A 15,902-nucleotide genomic window follows, 5' to 3' on the forward strand; every position below is an offset into this window, starting at 1 on the left:
GTCGATGGAGCCACTGGAGCGCTACGAACCGATCGTCGACGACTTCGACGCCTTCCGGGCGGCCTGCGAGCGGCCGCTCCCGACGGCGGTCCGGGTCAACACCATCGAGGCGACCGTCGAGCGCGCCAAGCGCGCGCTCGAAGCCGACGGCGTCGAGTGGACCGACCGCGAGTGGTCCGACGAGGTGCTTTCGGTCGACACCGACAGCCCCGGGAGTACGTGGGCCTCCTTCCACGGCTGGATCCACGGCCAAGAGGAGGTCTCGGCCATCCCGGCGACGGTGCTCGCGCCCGAACCCGGCGAGCGCGTCTGGGACGCCTGCGCCGCGCCCGGGAGCAAGACCACCCAGCTCGCGGCGCTGATGGACGACGAGGGGCTGGTCGTCGCCAACGACAACAACCTCGGGCGGCTCTCGGCGCTCCGGTTCAACACCGAACGCCTCGGCGTGACCAACACGGTGGTCGTCAACAGCGACGCCCGGCACTTCTCGTTGAAGCCGTTCGACGCCGACGAGCGAAACGCATCGGGCTCCGAGGCGCGGTCCCAGAACTTCGACGCCTTCGATAAGGCGCTGGTCGACGTCCCCTGTTCGTGCGAGGGGACCATCCGGAAGAACCCGACTGTGCTCGACGAGTGGACCATGGACCACGTCCGGAGCGTCGCGGGCGTCCAGAAGGGGATCCTCCGGCGGGCGGTTCAGGCGACCCGCGAGGGCGGAACGGTTGTCTACTCGACCTGCACGTTCGCTCCCGAGGAGAACGAGGCGGTGCTCGACCACGTCCTCGACGCCGAGGACTGTCACCTCGTCGAGTTCGACGTCGACCTCGATTCGCGGCCCGGCGTCACCGAGTGGGACGGCGAGCGCTACGACGACAGCGTTCGGAAGGCCCGGCGGTTCTACCCACACCACAACGACACCGGCGGGTTCTTCTGCGCGAAGTTGGAGGTGGACGCATGACCGACGGCTCGGCCACCAACGACGGCCAGCGCTTCGACCGCCTGCCCGCGACGCCCGCCGACCGCGAGGTCGAGGGCCGGGCGAGCCGTCGGGAGGTCCTCGACTGGTGGGACGAGCGGTTCGGCGTCCCGCCCGAGACGTTCGAGGACTTTTCGCTCTGGGAGAAGGGCAAGGGCAAGATCTGGCTCCTCCGCGGGGACCTCGCGTCCCCGGTCGACGTCGAGGCGCTGGGCATGACGTTCCTGCGGACCCGCCAGAAACACTGGAAGCCGACGATGAACGCGGTCCAGCGGTTCGGCGCCGAAGCCACCCGGAACGTCGTCGAACTCACGCGCGAGCAGGCCCGCCGGTTCGCCCGCGGCGACGATCAGGAACTCGACTGGGACGGCGACTGGGGGTATCTCGTGGTGACTCACGACCTCGCCGGGGGTGAGGCGCCGCTCGGGGTCGGTCTCTACGTCCACGGCGAACTCCGGAGCCCGGTGCCGAAGGGCCGCCAGCGCGACCTCTAGGCCTTCGGCCGGACGGTCCCGCCGGTCAGCCCCTCCCACTCGACGGCGTACCCCAGTTCCGACAGCACCGCGCTCGCGTCGTCGATCCCGCGCTCGGCGAGCCGCTCTTCGGCCGCCGCGAACGCCATCCCGGCCTCGATCTCGCTCCGGAGGTCCTCGAGCACCCCCGGCCGGACGAGGGTCCGTCCGACCCGGTCGTGGTCCGGGAACGACTTGCCCTCGATCGCGTCTGTGCTGACGCCGTACTCGGCCGCGAGCGCATCGAGGCCGACGGCGTCGGCGTCCGGGACGAGTTCGTCGGGGAGTCGGCTGGCGCTCTCGGCCGCGAGGTCGTCCTCGTAGCCCCGGAGCGCGTCCCGGACGTCCTTGAGCCGGACGGTCCCGGAGTAGGGGATCGCGCGGTGGTCGCGGGCCGCGATCTCCTCGCCGACGCCGAGGCTCTCGTCGACCGCCACGAGGAGCTCTACGTCCTCGACGGTCTCCAGTTGCGAGAGCTTCTTCTCGACGTACTCGGGCGTCCAGAACCCCATGATCTCGAAAAACACCCGGAAGTCGGCGTGGCCGCCCCCGGCGTCCCCAGCGGTCTCGCCTGTCGAGTTCGCGGGGCGGTACTCGAACGCGAAGTCCGGGATCATCACCCGCGCGCCGGTTTCGAGCGGTTCGGGCTCGCGGACGAGCTCCCAGTCGAGATCGAGCGCCCCGAACCGGCCGGCGAAGTCGGCCTCGACGCCGCTGTCGAAGCTCACCGACGCGACCGGCTCGGTGCCCGGCACCGCCACCGGGTCGTCGTCGGACAGCGAGAGGGTCCGGTCGGTGCCGTAGTCGTCGATCGTCGCCGAGAGGGTCCACGCCTCGGCGCTCGCCACGGTCCGGAGCAGTCGCGCGAACCGGGTGCCGTACCGCCGGGTCGACCGGAAGAGCGCGTCGGGGCCGGTCACCACGACCTCGCGGTCCGAGACGCCCTCGGGGCCGCCCTCGACCGTCCGGATCTCGTACATCAGTCGGAGGCGCTTGACCGCAGAGACCAGCGCCTTCGGGTCGGCGGTCCGGACCCGAAGCTCGGTCGCGTCGAACAGCGCCGTCTGAGCCAGCGAGAGATTGTACTGGGCCAGCAGTTCGTCGGGGTCCCACCGGGCGTCGAACGACGCGAGGACCTGGCGCTCGTCGAGGTCGGCGTACAGCGCGTCGGCGAGCGCGTCGGACTCGACACCGAGGCGCTCGCCCGCCTCGCCGAGCGCCGCCTCGCGGTCGGCCTCGGCGACGACGCCCACCCGCTCGGCGGCCTCGAAGGCGGCCCGTCTGGCGCGCTCGGGGTCGACCGGCGCTCGGGTCTCGAAGGCGGCCTCGCGTTCGAGGAGCTTGGCGAACCCCCTGACCAGCTTGAAGTGGTCGGCGTCGGCTTCGAGGTCTCCGAGCGCCGCGTCGAGCGCCGACCGGGGCTCGCCGACGTGGCCCTGAAACGTGCCCAGGACCCGCGCGGCCAGCGGGCGGTGGCTCCGGTCGGCGAATGCCGGCCGATAGCCCCCGCCGGCCCGGGAGACCCGAAGCAGGTCCTTGGTCAGCATACCAGTGGCTCCGGGCCGGACCGACAAAAGCGGTCGGAAGGCAGAAGACTCATACCGTCCGGCCGACCACCGGCTGGTATGCGACGCCGTGACGTTCTCCGAACCTGCGGCGCGGCTGGGTCGGTCGCGGGCCTCGCGGCCCTCGCGGGGTGTTCGAGCGGCGACGACGCCGAATCCGACGCGGGGTCGGTCGCCCTCGAACTCGCGGAGTTCGACCACGCCGAGAGCGACTCGGGCGACCTCCTCGTCACCGCGACCGTCGAGAACGCCGGCGACGCCGAGGGATCCGGAACTCTCTACGTCACCGTCGAGGCGGGCGAGGACGTCACCCGCGAGTCCCGGGCGGTGACCGTCGCGGCCGGCGAATCGACGACGGTCGAGATCGAGGTCGGGTTCGCCTACGAGCGGTTCCGGAGCGGCGGGAGCCTCTCGTTCGACCTCCGAACCGACTGAACTCGCCCGACTCGGTCACTTGCGGCGTCGAGCGACGCTCTCCTCGGCGGTCTCGGCGCTCACGACCTCGTACAGCAGCGCCGGCCGGCCGTCGTCGTTCGGCCGGAGGATTCGGCCGAGCCGCTGGGTGAACTCCCGCTCGCTCGCGCTGCCCGAGAGCACGACCGCGACGTTCGCGTCGGGGACGTCGACGCCCTCGTCGAGGACGTTCGAGGTGACGACCCGCGAGTACTCGCCCTCCCGGAACCGTTCGAGGATCTCGCGGCGTTCTGGTGCCCCGGTCTGGTGGGTCACTGCCGGGAGCAGGAACCGCTCGGAGAGCCGGTAGACGAGGTCGTTGTGGGCGGTGAACACGATGATCCGATCGCCGCGGTGGTCGTCCAGGATCCGGGCCAAGGCCTCGACCTTCGCGTCGCTGTTCATCATCACCTCGCGGGCGCGCTGTTTGGCTAACAGCGCCTCGCGGGCCCGCGGGTCCGACCCCGAGCGCTTGACCAACTCCTGATAGTCGCTCCCGCTTTGCATCCGGATGTCCGACCGCGCGAGGTAGTCGGTGAACACTTGGTTTGCGGCCTCGTAGCGCTCGCGCTCCGCGGGGGTAAGCTCGACCTCGACGCGCTTTATGTCGTAGGGCGCGAGGTGTTCGCCCGCCAGCGCCTCGGGGTCGATGGCGAAGACCTTCTCGCCGACGAGGTCGGCGACGACCTCGTGGGCGCCGTCCGGGCGCTCGAAGGTCGCGGTCAGCCCCATCCGGGCGGGCGCGGCCAGCAGTCGGGCGATCTCTCGGTACCCCTCGCCGCCGAGGTGGTGGACCTCGTCGAAGATCACGAGCCCGAATCGGTCGCCCAGCTCGTCGGCTCGGAGGTACGCCGAGTCGTAGGTCGAGACCGTGAGCGGTTCGACGGTCTGCTCGCCGCCGCCCAACTGCCCCACCGGAACCGCGAACTCCGATTCGAGCTCGCGGCGCCACTGCTCGAGCAGGTCGATGGTGGGGACGACCACGAGCGTCGCGGTCCCGAGCGACTCGATAGCCTTCAGCCCGATGACGGTCTTGCCGCTCCCGGTCGGAAGCTCCAGCACGCCCCGTCGGCCGGCCTCGTCCCACGCGTCGAGGGCCTCGCGCTGGTACTCTCGAAGCTCGTAAGTCGAGGCGAGCTCGGGCACCTCCGGGGCGTCGAGGACCGCGTCCTCGTAGCCGATCGCCTGCTCGTCGAGGTACGCCCGGACGGCGGCGTACCGGAACGCGGGCGCTCGCCGGGTCTTCGACCGGGCGTCGGCGTCGGTGTACGGGAGCTGGCGGTCGGTCTCGACCCGCAGCGTCCCCTCCTCGAAGGCGAGAGACACGTCTGGCACTGTCGATCGTTCGGGGCTCGCGGAATATAAGCGCTACCGGTTGGGCTCCCACTCCTCGCAGGCGTCCATGTCCTCCATCGTCCGGCCGTAGTAGCCACAGCGGGGCACCATCCCGTCGTTGGTCCGGACGTACTCGAAGTGCCGGCAGTTGCCACAGTAGGTGTCGGTGGTCCGGTCGGGCCGGTCGGTCGGCGCGCCGTCGAGCGGCGACCGGATGTCGTTGGCGGCGGTCCCGCCGTCGGACTGGGGGTCCGACGACGCCCCCAGACCGAGCGTCTGCTCGCCGCCGCGGCCCGCCGTCCCGCCCCGGTTCGTCTGGGTGGGCGTCTCGCCGTCGGGCGCGTCGCCGAAGAAGCCGACGCCGCCGAGTCCGGTCTCGGCGGGCCGGTCGTCGGCACCGTCCGCACGGTCGGCCCCGGCGAGCTGGGTCCGAACCGCGCTGAGGTCGTCGAGGTCGTCGAACTCTTCGAGGTCCTCGCGGTCGACCTCGACGGTCCGGACCTCCCCTTCCCGCGAGATTTCGAGGGTGACCGTCCCGCCGGGGTCGTTGCGCGTCTTGAAGTTGGCGACCGCGACGAACAGACACCAGCACGTCACCAGGACGCCGAAAAAGTACGTCGCGGCGACCTGCGCGGTGAGGTCGGCGCCGTTGCCCGCGCCCGCCCACATGTAGGGGTAGGCGTGGGCGAACAGCGCGACCCCGAGCACCGCCACGCCCGCGCCGATGGCGGCCGCGGCCCGGACGCGCTGGCTCGCGGGCAGGACGGTGAACACGCCGACGAACACCGACGGGACGCCCAGTCCCGCGAGGACGCCCGCGACCTCCCGGCCCTGCCACCACTCCAGTCCGAGCGCGGCGTGGACGCCGGTCGTCGAGACGACGATGCCGACGACGACCAGCAGGGCGCCCACGACGAACAGCCCGACGCCGAGATAGAGTCGCCGGAGGCTCCCCACCTCGCCGACGTTCTCCTCGTAGGCCTCCGCGAGACTCGTCATGTGCGGGCCATCGCACGCCATCAAGTAAACGTTGCGTCAGACGCTCGCAATCCGTCGAACGCGACGGTGGCCCGGCCCCGACTCCGGTCGGCGTCCGCGCCGGTGCGGTATCCATACGCCTTTCAGCCGGGACTCCGTACTCACGGCCACTCACATGAAGGACGACGAAGACGCGCCCATGGACGCCGCGGACGTACAGCGACTCATCGAATCGAACCTCGACGGCGCCGAGGCCACCGTCACGCGCCCGCGGGGCGTCGACGACGACGACCACCTCGCGGCCACCGTCGTCTCGCCCGCCTTCGAGGGCGAGTCGCTGGTCGACCAACACGAGATGGTCTACGACGCGCTGGGCCAGCACATGACCACCGACATCCACGCGGTAGAGCTGAAGACCTACACGCCCGAGGAGTACGAGGCCAGAGACGACTGATCGGCGCGCCGTTCACCGGGCCCGACGGACGAGTCGCCGGAGGTCGAGGTGGCCCGCGCCGTGATAGCGCTCGCCGCCGTGAGAAGCGTTTGCCTGCTACAATCTGTCATCCGACCGCACGTTGCTATCTTACCGGTATAAAATCTTTGATTAAATGCTGACTGTGCGTAGATTAGTGGCGTAGAAGGTTGCTTCATACCTCGCGAGCGGCCGGACTCATTTCGCCGACCGGCGGAGAAAGACTGCTCGCCGGGCGCTCAGACGTTCGGCTCGGTGACCTCGGCCCGATCGAGCGTGCGGTTGTGGAGCGCCCGTCCGGTTTCTCGGTCGAAGACGTGGATCGCCTCCTCGGGGATCCGCGCCGCGACCTGCTGGCCGGCGTCGACCTTCCGCATGCCCGAGACGGTGACCACGACGGTCTGGGCCGACGCGTCGTCGTCGAAGGTGAGATAGACGTTGTTCTCGTTGCCCATCGGTTCGACCACGTCGACGGTCGTGGGGTAGCTGTGGGACGCGTCGGCCGCGCCGTCGAGTTCGATGTCCTCGGGTCGGATTCCGACCACGAGACTGTCGTGGCCCTCCAGATCCGCGAGCGTCTCCTCGGAGAGGGGGTACTCGAAGGCGTCGCCGACCAGGCTCCCGCCGGCGAGTTCGACGTCGAGGAAGTTCATCGACGGCTCGCCGATGAACCCGGCGACGAACTGGTTCGCCGGCTCGTGGTAACACTCCAGCGGGGTGCCGACCTGCTGGAGCCGGCCGTCGTCGAGAATCGCGATCCGGTCGCCCATCGTCATCGCCTCGGTCTGGTCGTGGGTGACGTACATCGTCGTCACGTCGAGGTCCTCCTGGATGCGCTGGAGCTCGGTGCGCATCTGGGCCCGGAGCTTCGCGTCGAGGTTCGAGAGGGGCTCGTCCATCAGGAACACTTCCGGGTCCCGGACGATGGCCCGTCCGAGCGCGACCCGCTGTTGCTGGCCGCCCGACAGCTCGCGAGGTTTGCGGTCAAGCAGGTCGGCGATGCCCATCATCTCGGCGGTCTCGGCGACCCGCGAGCGGATCTCGTCGTCGGGCATGTCGGTCGACTCTTCGAGCCCGAAGCTCATGTTCTCCCGGACGGTCATGTGGGGGTACAGCGCGTAGCTCTGGAACACCATCGCGATGTCCCGGGTCGTCGGGGGCTCGTCGGTGATCGAGTGGTCGCCGAGCCGGATGTCGCCCTGCGAGACGGTTTCGAGCCCGGCGACCATCCGGAGCGTGGTCGATTTCCCGCAGCCGGACGGTCCCACGAGGACGAGAAACTCCCCGTCTTCGATCTCGACGTCGGCGTCGTCGACCGCGACGATGCGGTCGCCGCCGTCGTCGAACCACTTCGTGACTCCGTCGAGGGTCAGTTCGGCCATCGGCTGTTCCTCCGTGATCGGGGTGGGTAATGGTTCCTCATGGTTAGGAAGCGACTCCTTTCGCGAACTGTTCGCCGAACAGCACGTAGACGATGAGCGTCGGGAGCGCCGCGACGAACGCGCCCGCCATCTGGGTGTTGAACGACTGGACGATGCCGCCAGACAGGGCGTTGAGCGCGACGGTCACCGGCGCGGCGGCGCCGCCGCCCGACGGCAGGATGACCAGCGCGAACAGCAGGTCGTTCCAGATCTGGGTGAACTGATAGATGAGCGTGACCGCAAACATCGGCTTCGACAGCGGGAGCACGATGTTGCGGTAGATGCTGAACACGCTCGCGCCGTCGAGTTTCGCGGCCTCGATCATCTCGTTCGAGAACGACTGGTAGTACGCCCGGAACAACAGGAACGTGATCGGGATGCCGTACGCGACGTGAGTCACGATGAGGTTGAGGATCGACGCGTAGTGTTCCTCCATCAGCGGCAGACCCCACAGCACCGACAGCAGCGACTGGGTGTCCACGATGGCGAACAGCCGCGAGAGGGGCACCAACACCGCCTGATACGGGATGAAGATCCCAGCCACGAACAGCGCGACGATCGGCATCTGGTACTTCCAGTCGATCGTCGTCAGGCCGTAGGCCGCGATGCTCCCGAGCCCAGCCGACAGCACCGTCGCCGGCACCGCCAACAGCAGGCTGTTTATCAGGCCGTTCCACAGCTCTCGGAACGCGACCCGCCACGGTTCGAGGGTGAACCCCTCCGCTATCGGCGGGAGGAACGGCACGCTCCGGTTGAACGCGTCGGTCGTCTTGAACGCGGTCATCAGCCCCGCTTCGAGCGGCGCAAGGTAGAAGCCGACGAGCGCCCCTAGCACCGCGTACAGCGCGATCCGCGTTCGGTCGGCGTTTCGCGCGGCGCGGGCGAGTCGCTCGCGTCGCGTGTTCGATTCGGGCGTCGGACCGGCCGGTGGACTGCTCATAGTTCACCTCGTCTGTACTCGGCGTAGAGGTACGGCGCGACGACCGCGAGCGCCATCGCGAACAGCACGATGGCGATGGCCGACCCGTACGCCCACTGGTTCGACCCGAACGCCTCCCGGAACATCATCGTCGCGAGGATGTCGGCGGCCGGGCCGGGGTTGTTGCCGAACATCACGTAGAGGAAGTCGAACGCCTTCAGCGCGAACACCATCAGCACCACCGCGGCGCTCATGGTCGAGGCTCTGAGCTGGGGGAGGATCACCCGCCAGTACATCTTGAGCGTGCTCGCGCCGTCGACCCGCGCGGCCTCGTAGTGGTCGTCCGGGATCGCTCGCAGGCCCGCGAGGTACACGACCATCGCGTACCCCGAGAACTGCCAGATGAGCGCGAAGATGACCGCCGCCAGCTTGGTGTCGGGGTTCGAGATCCACTGGAGCGTCAGAACGTCCAGCCCCAGCTGGCTGAGCGTGACGTTGATCATCCCGATCTCCGGGTTGTACATCCACGCCCAGAACTTCGCGGTCACCACGAACGAGAGGCTCATCGGGAGCAGGTAGATCGTCCGGAACGTGTTCTCGAACCGGATCCCCTGATCGACGAGGATGGCGAGGAGCAACCCGAACACCAGACACAGCGCGGTGAACACCACCAGCAGGACCAGCGTGTTCTGGGCCGCGGTCCAGAACGTGGGGTCGTTCAACGCCTGCCGATACATGTCGAGGTCGAAGTTCGAAACGTCGTACTCCGGTAGGACGAGCCCGCTGAAGTCGGTCAGCGAGATCACGAAGTTCCAGCCGATGGCGCCGTAGACGAAAAACCCCATCAGCAAGAACGGCGGCAGCCAGAAGGGGATCGACTGGACGAAGTCGCTCGAAAGAAGCGACCGTCGGCCCCCCGTCTCCTCGGCCGCGGCGACCCCGCCGTCCGCGCGGAGGCGCTCGTCGCCGGCGTCCGATCCGTCGCCGGACGCCGTCTGTCCGGGTTCGCCTTCGCCGCCGGCTCCCGAACCGCGTACGGACCCGCCCGCGCCGGGGCGGAGTCGTCGGAGTACGTCTGTGAGTCGTTGCATGTGAAAACGAAAGGTGGGGCCGCGTCAGTTGAACGCCTGTTCGAGCTGGCCGTAGGTCTTGTCGACGTTCCAGTTCGAGATGAACCCCGCCATCGCGTCGCTGATGTTGCTCTTGGGGTTCGGCGGGACCGCGAGCCCGTGCTCGATCGACTGGACCTGCGAGTCGGAGTTCTGGAAGTCGTCCATCTGTCGGGTGAGGAACGGCCCGAACTCGTCGCTCGGCACGTCGGTCCGGGGCGGGATCGACCCCTTCAGGGGGTTGAACCGCTCTTGGGCGTCGACCGAGCCGACGTACTGCAGGAACTTCGCGGTCGCCTCGGGCGAGGGGTTGTTCGTCGGGAACGGGAACGAGTCCATGTTGAGCGCGTAGACGCCCTCGGTCCCGGGGAACGGAACGTGGTCCCAGTCGTCCTCGAACTCGAAGCCGTCCTGGTTGCGGTACATCCCGGCCGCCCAGTCGCCCTGGTGGAAGAACGCGGCCTCGTCGTTGAGGATCTTCTGGTTGGCCTCGGTCCAGCTCACCGAGCCGGCGTCCTCGTTGAGGTAGTCGGTGTAGTCGACGACCGTCTGAAGCGAGCTGGTGACCGCCTCTTCGTTGGCGGCGACCTCGCCCTCCGCGAACGCGTTGTACGTCTCGACGTCGGTCTCGCCGAGCAGTACGGTCGCCCACAGTTGGGTGGTCGACCACGCAGACGACGTCTGGTGGGCCATCCCGACCGCGTCGGTCTCGGACTCGACGGTCTCCATCGCGTCGACGAGGTCGCCCGGCGTCTCGATCGAGGCGGGGTCGACGCCAGCCTCCTCGACGACCGAGACGTTGTAGAACAGGTTGTTGATCCGGTGGATGTTCAGCGGAACGGTCACGAAGGTGCCGTCGGGGCGAGCCGCCTCTTTCGGGCCCTCGAGGTAGTTTTCCTTCATCCCGTTCTGGCCCCACACCGACTCGCCGATGTCTTCGAGCTTGTCGGCCTCGATGTACGGCTGGAGGTTCGCGCCGGGCCACGCCTGCCACGAGCTCGGCGGGTTGTCGTTGAGCACGCGCTTTTTGATGACCGTCTCGAGGTTCTGGCCCGCGCCCCCAGAGACCGGGTTCTGCTTGACCTCGATGTCGGGATACGCTTCGGCGAAGCCTTCGAACAGCGCCTTGATCGCGGGTTCGCCGTCGCCGCCGGTCCACCAGTGCTGGACTTCGAGCGTGTTGTAGTCCGTCGAGGAGTCGCCCCCGGTCGTCGTCTCCTCGGTCGCGTCGCTCTCGGTCGTCTCCTCGCCCGCCGTGGTCGTTTCGTCCTGACCGCTGTCGCCGCCCATACAGCCGGCCAGTCCGGTGACTCCGAGGGTCCCCGCTCCGGCCGCCTTCAGGTAGTGTCGTCGCGAAACGTCGGTGTCATCGTTGGTGCCTGTCATACTATCTGTGACCTAACACTGAGAAGAGGCTACCAGCCACTTAAACGTTGTTGAAATTAATGCAGAATCGAGTAAAGTGTCACTCGCTCCTACAGCTCCCGCCGGGGTCGCCGGTCGCTCCGGCGGCGTTCCGGTGGCTTTTACGCCCGGCCCCTCCTTGAGCCGAACGTATGACCGACGAGGAGAGCTACCGGACCGAATCGGACAGCCTCGGAGAGATGCAGGTGCCCGCGGACGCCTACTGGGGCGCCCAGACACAGCGCGCGCTGGAGAACTTCCCCGTCTCGGGCATCACGTTCGGGCGGCGATTCGTCCGCGCGCTCGGCGTCGTCAAGAAAGCGGCCGCGCAGGCGAACCGCGACCTCGAACAGATCCCCGACGACAAGGCCGACGCCATCGTCGAGGCCGCCGACGAGGTCATCGCGGGCGACCACGACGACCAGTTCCCGGTCGACGTGTTCCAGACCGGCTCGGGGACCTCCTCGAACATGAACGCCAACGAGGTCATCGCCAACCGCGCGACCGAGATCTACGGCGGCGACCTGGGCACCCGAGAGATCCACCCCAACGACCACGTCAACTACGGCCAGTCGAGCAACGACGTGATCCCGACCGCGATGCACGTCGCGTCGCTGGAGGCCGTCGAGAAAGATCTCCTGCCCGCGCTCGACTCGCTGCGCGAGGCCCTCGAAGCCAAAGAGGCCGAGTTCGACGGCGTCGTCAAGACCGGCCGGACCCACCTCCAGGACGCGACGCCGATCCGGCTCGGCCAGGAGTTCTCGGGCTACCGCACGCAGGTCGAGAAGGGACTCGGCCGACTCGACCGCATCCGCGAGCACCTCTCGGAGCTCGCGCTGGGCGGGACCGCGGTCGGCACTGGGCTGAACACCCATCCGGAGTTCCCCGAGACGGCCGCCGAGTACATCTCCGAGGAGACCGGCGTCGAGTTCCGCGAGGCCGACAACCACTTCGAGGCCCAGGCCGCCCACGACGCGATGAGCGAGGCCCACGGCGCGCTCCGGACGGTCGCGGGCTCGCTCAACAAGATCGCCAACGACCTCCGGCTGCTCGCCTCCGGCCCGCGCAACGGGCTCGGCGAACTCGAACAGCCCGAGAACCAGCCCGGGAGCTCGATCATGCCCGGCAAGATCAACCCCGTGGTCGCCGAGGCGGTCAATCAGGTCCACAAGCAGGTCGTGGGCAACGACGCCGCGGTGAGCGCGGGCGCCGCCGAGGGCCAGATCGACCTCAACCTCTACAAGCCGGTGCTCGCGCACAACTTCCTCCAGTCGGCCGAACTCCTCGCCAACTCCGCGGAGGTGTTCGGCGAGAAGTTCGTCCGCAAGCTGGAGGCAAACGAGGCCCACTGCGAGGACCAGGTCGAACAGAGCATGGCGCTCGCGACCGCGCTCAACCCCCACATCGGCTACGACAAGGCCAGCGAGGCCGCCAAGGCCGCGCTCAAGGAGGGCAAGACGGTCCGAGAGGTCGTCGTCGAGAAGGGGTATCTCAGCGAGGACGAGGCCGCCGAGGTCATCGACCCCGAAGCGATGACCCACCGCGGGATCCTCGGCGACGACTGATCGGCGCTCGGCCCACCGGCCGATCGGTCCGCCCGTCAACCGTTTCACTGCCGGGCCCGTCTGTCGTTGGCATGGCCGAGAACACCGACACGGTTACGGTCGATCTGACGCGGGGCGAGGCCCGGGTGGTCGTCGCCGCGCTGGCCGACGAGGAGATGACCGCCTCCGACGACCGGGGCCGCCGGCTTCAGGAGGTTCAAGACCGGCTCGCGGCCGCGTTCGAGTTCGATCAGTACCGCACCGGCGATGGGGGCGAGACGGCCGACGACGAGTGGTCCCCCGGCGAGTGGCTCGACGAGGATGGGCCACTCGACCCCGACGACACGGCCGAGGTCACCCTCTCGCGGGCGGGCGCCGACGCCGCGAGAGACGCCCTCGCCGCCTTCGAACTGGACGAGCGCGACGAGGACGCCGGGACCGCCGAGGCCGTCCGCCGGCGAATCGCCGACGCCGTCGGCGGATGATGGCCTGCTCGCCCGCCGGATGAGTGAACTTATCGGGCAGGAGGTAGTTCCACGCGACATGGAAACGCTGAACCCGCGCATCCGACTGGTCTGGGGCGTCGGCGTGCTCGTGACCGCCGCGGTCCTCGGGGTCGGCGTCGGCGTCGCCGACCGGTTCGCGCTCGGCGTCGGCGCGTGGATCGCGGTCGTCGCCGCGGTCGCCGTCCTCGGCGTCGGCGTCGGCTACGTCCTGGTCAAGTACCGGGTCTGGGCCTTCGAGGTGCGCGACGACGACCTCTACCTCGAACGGGGCGTTCTCACCCGCGTCCACACGGTGGTCCCGTTCGTTCGGGTCCAGCACGTCGACACCCAGCGGGGCCCCATCGAACGGGCGGCCGGGCTGTCGAGCGTGGTCGTCTACACCGCGGGCTCGCGGGGCGCGGACGTGACGATTCCGGGGCTGACCCCCGACCGGGCCGACGCCCTCCAGGAGCGACTCCGCCGCCTCGCCATCGAGAGCGAAGGCGACTTCGACGCGGTATGAAACTCCACCCGCTCTCGGTCCCGTACCGTGCGATCTCGCGGGGGATCAGCGTCGGCACCTCGGTGGTGTTCCTCGGGATCACGCTGTCGGGCACCGGCGCGATCCCCGATCTGATCGGCCCCGCGCTGGTCGGGCTCGCAATCTTGGGCGTGCTCGTCACCGCGGGCTGGGAGGTCGCCTACTACCGGCGGTTCGACTACGAACTCACCGACGACGGGCTCGACCTCGCCTCCGGGGTCGTCTCGCGACGCCACCGCGAGATTCCGCTCCGTCGGGTCCAGAACGTCGACATCTCGCGAAACGTGATCCAGCGCGCGCTCGGGCTCGCGGCGCTCGATCTCGAAACCGCCGGCGGCGGCGAGACCGAGGCGAGCCTGCGGTACGTCGGCTACGACGAGGCAAAGCGCCTCCAGCGCGAGATCCAGCGGCTGAAACGCGGCGGGGCCGCGACCGACGCCGGTGAGTCGGTCGGCCGCCCCGACGACCCCGAGGAGACGCTGTTCGAGCTCTCGATGCCCGAACTCGTCGCGCTGAGTCTCCTTTCGTTCGACCTGCGGTACGTCTCGGTGCTGGCGTTCGGGCCGGTCGCGTTCCCGTTCGTCCCCGGCATCGCCGACCTCGCTTTTCTCGGGGGCATCGTGATCGTCGGCCTGCTCGCGGTCGGGCTCTGGGCGATCAGTGCGGTGTTCACCTTCGCGCGCTACTACGGCTTCCGGCTCTCGCAGGTGGGCGAGGAGCTCCGGTACGAGCGGGGGCTGGTCCAGCGCTACGACGGCTCGATCCCGCTGGAGAAGGTCCAGACGGTGACCGTGCGCGAGAACGTCCTGATGCGGCGGTTCGGGTACGCCGCGCTCGCGGTCGAGACCGCGGGGTACGCGCCGGGCCAGACGCCGTCTGGCGGGTCGGAGGCCGCGGTGCCGCTCGCGACCCGCGAGCGCGTCCTCGATCTGGCGCGGGAGGTCGAGCCGTTCGATCCGCCCGAATTCGAGCGCCCGCCCAAGCGCGCCCGGACGCGCTACGTCGCCCGGTACACGCTCGCGCTGGCGGGCGTCGCGGGACTCCTCTTGGGCGCCCGGGCGCTGGCCGGCCGCCCCGACCTCTGGTACGCGCCGCTCGCGCTCGTCGTTCTCACCCCCGTCGCGGCCCAGCTGAAGTGGGCGAATCGCGGGTACGCCCGGGCCGACCGCCACGTCGTGACCCGCAACGGCTTCTGGCAGCGCACCACGAAGATCGTGGCCTACGATCGGGTCCAGACCGTGATCGAGACCCGGACCATCTTCCAGCGCCGCCGCCGGCTCGCGACGGTCGTGATCGACACCGCGAGTTCGGCCGGGTTCGGCGGCCGGGAGGCCAGCGCGGTCGACCTCGACCGGACCGACGCCCGGCGGCTCCGAGAGCTGGTCGGGCGGCGACTCCACGAGCGGCTCGGCGAGCGCTGGACCGAGCGGACCGGACGGCGCTGATCAGGCGTTCCGGCTGGCTTCGAGGTAGAGGTGGCCGACCGCGAGTCCGAACAGCGCGAGCAGTGCCGACGAGACGCCCGTACTGAGCGCGAGGGCGGCCGGTCCCGACACCGCCCCGATCGTCCTCGAGACGACCACGGACACCGAGGTGAGCGCGACGGAGACCAGCGAGACGCCGACGATCTTCCAGACGCCCCCGCCGGCGACCGCCCAGCTCGATCTGAGGCTCGCGAGCGGCCCCCGCCCGTCGATCACGCAGGCCGGATACGCCAGCACGAGCCGGTGGACGAGATACAGCCCCGGGAGCACGAACAGCGCGAAGCCGATCGAGACCAGCGGCCACAACAGCAGGGAGGCCCCGATTACCGCGGGCACTCGCTTCGTGGCCCCGACGAGTCGCTCGGCGAGCGGGCTCGTTCGCTCGGCGACCGCGTCCGCCGCGGTCAGATAGCAGACGCCCCAGACGACGACCAGCCCGACCGCGAAGGCGAGGGACGCCGGCCACGCCCAGTCGGCGACCGTCGGCGGGTCGGTCGGCGACTCGTAGGTCACCCCGAGCGACGCGCCGAGCCCAACGAGCTGGACGGCGAACGCGACCGCCGCGAGTTCGAGGTGGTCGCCGAGCGCGTACCACGACCACCGGAGCGTGTCGACCACGTCGAGCCGACGGACGTGGACCCCCTCGTTCGGGTCGGGTCCGTCGCGCTCGGATGCCATGCCCGGAAGTTAACGCACGGCTGATA

At 69.3% G+C, this 15,902-nt stretch carries 16 protein-coding genes; 8 read left to right on the forward strand and 8 right to left on the reverse strand.

Annotation, left to right across the window (positions count from 1 at the left end; genetic code table 11):
• The first annotated feature begins 4 nt into the window (after window positions 1-4).
• On the forward strand, window positions 5-958 hold the full coding sequence (locus EPY72_RS00665) for an RsmB/NOP family class I SAM-dependent RNA methyltransferase (RefSeq protein ID WP_134672504.1): 954 nt from the start codon (window positions 5-7) through the stop codon (window positions 956-958).
• On the forward strand, window positions 955-1,470 hold the full coding sequence (locus tag EPY72_RS00670; RefSeq protein ID WP_135805267.1) for a DUF7122 family protein: 516 nt from the start codon (window positions 955-957) through the stop codon (window positions 1,468-1,470). Before EPY72_RS00665 ends, EPY72_RS00670 begins: the two co-directional genes overlap by 4 nt.
• Here the strand turns inward: EPY72_RS00670 and EPY72_RS00675 are convergent.
• The gene (locus tag EPY72_RS00675; protein ID WP_134672506.1) at window positions 1,467-3,035 is read right to left on the reverse strand and encodes a DUF790 family protein; all 1,569 of its coding nucleotides are present in this window, start codon (window positions 3,033-3,035) and stop codon (window positions 1,467-1,469) included. The two genes, EPY72_RS00670 and EPY72_RS00675, sit on opposite strands and share 4 nt — an antisense overlap.
• A 78-nt stretch (window positions 3,036-3,113) precedes the next feature.
• Between EPY72_RS00675 and EPY72_RS00680 the strand changes: the two genes are divergently transcribed.
• Window positions 3,114-3,488, forward strand: coding sequence for a hypothetical protein (locus tag EPY72_RS00680; protein WP_134672507.1), 375 nt, complete (start codon window positions 3,114-3,116; stop codon window positions 3,486-3,488).
• Window positions 3,489-3,503: 15 nt separating this feature from the next.
• On the opposite strand, the gene EPY72_RS00685 is transcribed toward EPY72_RS00680, so the two are convergent.
• Window positions 3,504-4,841: a DEAD/DEAH box helicase gene (locus EPY72_RS00685; protein WP_135805268.1), complete on the reverse strand. Its 1,338-nt coding sequence runs from the start codon at window positions 4,839-4,841 to the stop codon at window positions 3,504-3,506.
• Window positions 4,842-4,874: 33 nt separating this feature from the next.
• Entirely contained in the window at window positions 4,875-5,840 is a 966-nt protein-coding gene (locus EPY72_RS00690) for a cell division protein CdpA domain-containing protein (RefSeq protein ID WP_135805269.1), read from the reverse strand.
• Window positions 5,841-6,018: 178 nt separating this feature from the next.
• Here EPY72_RS00690 and EPY72_RS00695 point away from each other — a divergent pair, with 178 nt between their 5' ends.
• Window positions 6,019-6,273, forward strand: a complete 255-nt coding sequence (locus EPY72_RS00695; RefSeq protein WP_135805625.1) for a BolA family protein — start codon at window positions 6,019-6,021, stop codon at window positions 6,271-6,273.
• Between the two features lie 257 nt (window positions 6,274-6,530).
• On the opposite strand, the gene EPY72_RS00700 is transcribed toward EPY72_RS00695, so the two are convergent.
• From EPY72_RS00700 to EPY72_RS00715, 4 genes are read right to left on the reverse strand one after another with little or no spacing between them, the layout of a single operon-like run.
• Entirely contained in the window at window positions 6,531-7,673 is a 1,143-nt protein-coding gene (locus EPY72_RS00700; RefSeq protein ID WP_134672510.1) for an ABC transporter ATP-binding protein, read from the reverse strand.
• Window positions 7,674-7,716: 43 nt separating this feature from the next.
• Complete coding sequence (locus tag EPY72_RS00705) at window positions 7,717-8,652, reverse strand: carbohydrate ABC transporter permease (protein WP_134672511.1); 936 nt, start codon at window positions 8,650-8,652, stop codon at window positions 7,717-7,719.
• A complete protein-coding gene (locus EPY72_RS00710; RefSeq protein ID WP_209019665.1) occupies window positions 8,649-9,722 on the reverse strand; it encodes a carbohydrate ABC transporter permease in 1,074 nt (357 codons plus the stop codon). Before EPY72_RS00710 ends, EPY72_RS00705 begins: the two co-directional genes overlap by 4 nt.
• Window positions 9,723-9,746: 24 nt before the next feature.
• Complete coding sequence (locus EPY72_RS00715) at window positions 9,747-11,126, reverse strand: extracellular solute-binding protein (protein ID WP_134672512.1); 1,380 nt, start codon at window positions 11,124-11,126, stop codon at window positions 9,747-9,749.
• Window positions 11,127-11,296: 170 nt separating this feature from the next.
• On the opposite strand from EPY72_RS00715, the gene EPY72_RS00720 reads away from it, so the two are divergent.
• The 4 genes from EPY72_RS00720 (at window position 11,297) to EPY72_RS00735 (ending at window position 15,159) form a co-directional block, all read left to right on the forward strand.
• Window positions 11,297-12,709, forward strand: coding sequence for a class II fumarate hydratase (locus tag EPY72_RS00720; RefSeq protein ID WP_134672513.1), 1,413 nt, complete (start codon window positions 11,297-11,299; stop codon window positions 12,707-12,709).
• A 71-nt stretch (window positions 12,710-12,780) separates the two neighbouring features.
• Window positions 12,781-13,173 carry a hypothetical protein gene (locus EPY72_RS00725; RefSeq protein WP_135805270.1) on the forward strand — a complete coding sequence of 131 codons (393 nt, stop codon included), beginning with the start codon at window positions 12,781-12,783 and terminating at the stop codon, window positions 13,171-13,173.
• Between the two features lie 58 nt (window positions 13,174-13,231).
• The gene (locus EPY72_RS00730; RefSeq protein ID WP_135805271.1) at window positions 13,232-13,696 is read left to right on the forward strand and encodes a PH domain-containing protein; all 465 of its coding nucleotides are present in this window, start codon (window positions 13,232-13,234) and stop codon (window positions 13,694-13,696) included.
• Entirely contained in the window at window positions 13,693-15,159 is a 1,467-nt protein-coding gene (locus EPY72_RS00735) for a PH domain-containing protein (protein ID WP_135805272.1), read from the forward strand. The genes EPY72_RS00730 and EPY72_RS00735 overlap by 4 nt, the downstream gene beginning before the upstream one ends.
• Here EPY72_RS00735 and EPY72_RS00740 read toward each other — a convergent pair whose 3' ends face one another.
• A complete protein-coding gene (locus EPY72_RS00740; RefSeq protein WP_135805273.1) occupies window positions 15,160-15,876 on the reverse strand; it encodes a hypothetical protein in 717 nt (238 codons plus the stop codon).
• Window positions 15,877-15,902 lie beyond the last annotated feature (26 nt).

This window comes from Halorussus marinus (assembly GCF_004765795.1).
GTDB lineage: Archaea > Halobacteriota > Halobacteria > Halobacteriales > Haladaptataceae > Halorussus > Halorussus marinus.

Bases quoted from the DNA above. Each gene is read 5' to 3' on its own strand.
- EPY72_RS00730 (WP_135805271.1), top strand. From the start codon at position 13,232: ATGGAAACGCTGAACCCGCGCATCCGACTGGTCTGGGGCGTCGGCGTG.
- EPY72_RS00710 (WP_209019665.1), bottom strand. From the start codon at position 9,722: ATGCAACGACTCACAGACGTACTCCGACGACTCCGCCCCGGCGCGGGC.
- EPY72_RS00740 (WP_135805273.1), bottom strand. From the start codon at position 15,876: ATGGCATCCGAGCGCGACGGACCCGACCCGAACGAGGGGGTCCACGTC.
- EPY72_RS00705 (WP_134672511.1), bottom strand. From the start codon at position 8,652: ATGAGCAGTCCACCGGCCGGTCCGACGCCCGAATCGAACACGCGACGC.
- EPY72_RS00680 (WP_134672507.1), top strand. From the start codon at position 3,114: ATGCGACGCCGTGACGTTCTCCGAACCTGCGGCGCGGCTGGGTCGGTC.
- EPY72_RS00690 (WP_135805269.1), bottom strand. From the start codon at position 5,840: ATGACGAGTCTCGCGGAGGCCTACGAGGAGAACGTCGGCGAGGTGGGG.
- EPY72_RS00725 (WP_135805270.1), top strand. From the start codon at position 12,781: ATGGCCGAGAACACCGACACGGTTACGGTCGATCTGACGCGGGGCGAG.
- EPY72_RS00695 (WP_135805625.1), top strand. From the start codon at position 6,019: ATGGACGCCGCGGACGTACAGCGACTCATCGAATCGAACCTCGACGGC.
- EPY72_RS00735 (WP_135805272.1), top strand. From the start codon at position 13,693: ATGAAACTCCACCCGCTCTCGGTCCCGTACCGTGCGATCTCGCGGGGG.
- EPY72_RS00665 (WP_134672504.1), top strand. From the start codon at position 5: ATGGAGCCACTGGAGCGCTACGAACCGATCGTCGACGACTTCGACGCC.
- EPY72_RS00700 (WP_134672510.1), bottom strand. From the start codon at position 7,673: ATGGCCGAACTGACCCTCGACGGAGTCACGAAGTGGTTCGACGACGGC.
- EPY72_RS00675 (WP_134672506.1), bottom strand. From the start codon at position 3,035: ATGCTGACCAAGGACCTGCTTCGGGTCTCCCGGGCCGGCGGGGGCTAT.
- EPY72_RS00720 (WP_134672513.1), top strand. From the start codon at position 11,297: ATGACCGACGAGGAGAGCTACCGGACCGAATCGGACAGCCTCGGAGAG.
- EPY72_RS00715 (WP_134672512.1), bottom strand. From the start codon at position 11,126: ATGACAGGCACCAACGATGACACCGACGTTTCGCGACGACACTACCTG.
- EPY72_RS00670 (WP_135805267.1), top strand. From the start codon at position 955: ATGACCGACGGCTCGGCCACCAACGACGGCCAGCGCTTCGACCGCCTG.